Below are 230 nucleotides of genomic sequence, written 5' to 3'. Positions count from 1 at the left end.
ACGGCTGGTCGCCGGAGCCGACGGCGAGCGTCGTCTGACGAACGTGAACCACCTGGCCGAACTCGTGCAGGCGCGCGCCGCCACGCAACCCGGCATCGCGCCGACCTTGCGCTGGCTCGCCGCGCAACGCACGCAAGGTGGCGGCGAAGACGCGCAGTTGCGGCTCGAGTCGGATCGCAACCTCGTGCAGATCGTTACCGTTCATAAATCGAAGGGGCTGGAGTATGCAG

At 67.4% G+C, this 230-nt stretch carries 1 protein-coding gene; it reads left to right on the top strand.

Annotation, left to right across the window (positions count from 1 at the left end):
- A partial coding sequence (locus SB771_RS37505; RefSeq protein ID WP_410722343.1) for a hypothetical protein occupies nt 1-230 on the top strand: 230 nt, incomplete at both ends.

This window comes from Burkholderia sp. SIMBA_051 (assembly GCF_046534915.1).
GTDB classification, from domain to species: domain Bacteria; phylum Pseudomonadota; class Gammaproteobacteria; order Burkholderiales; family Burkholderiaceae; genus Burkholderia; species Burkholderia ambifaria.
Note: the sequence above shows the minus strand (reverse complement) of the source record. Positions and strands in the feature narration are given on the sequence as shown.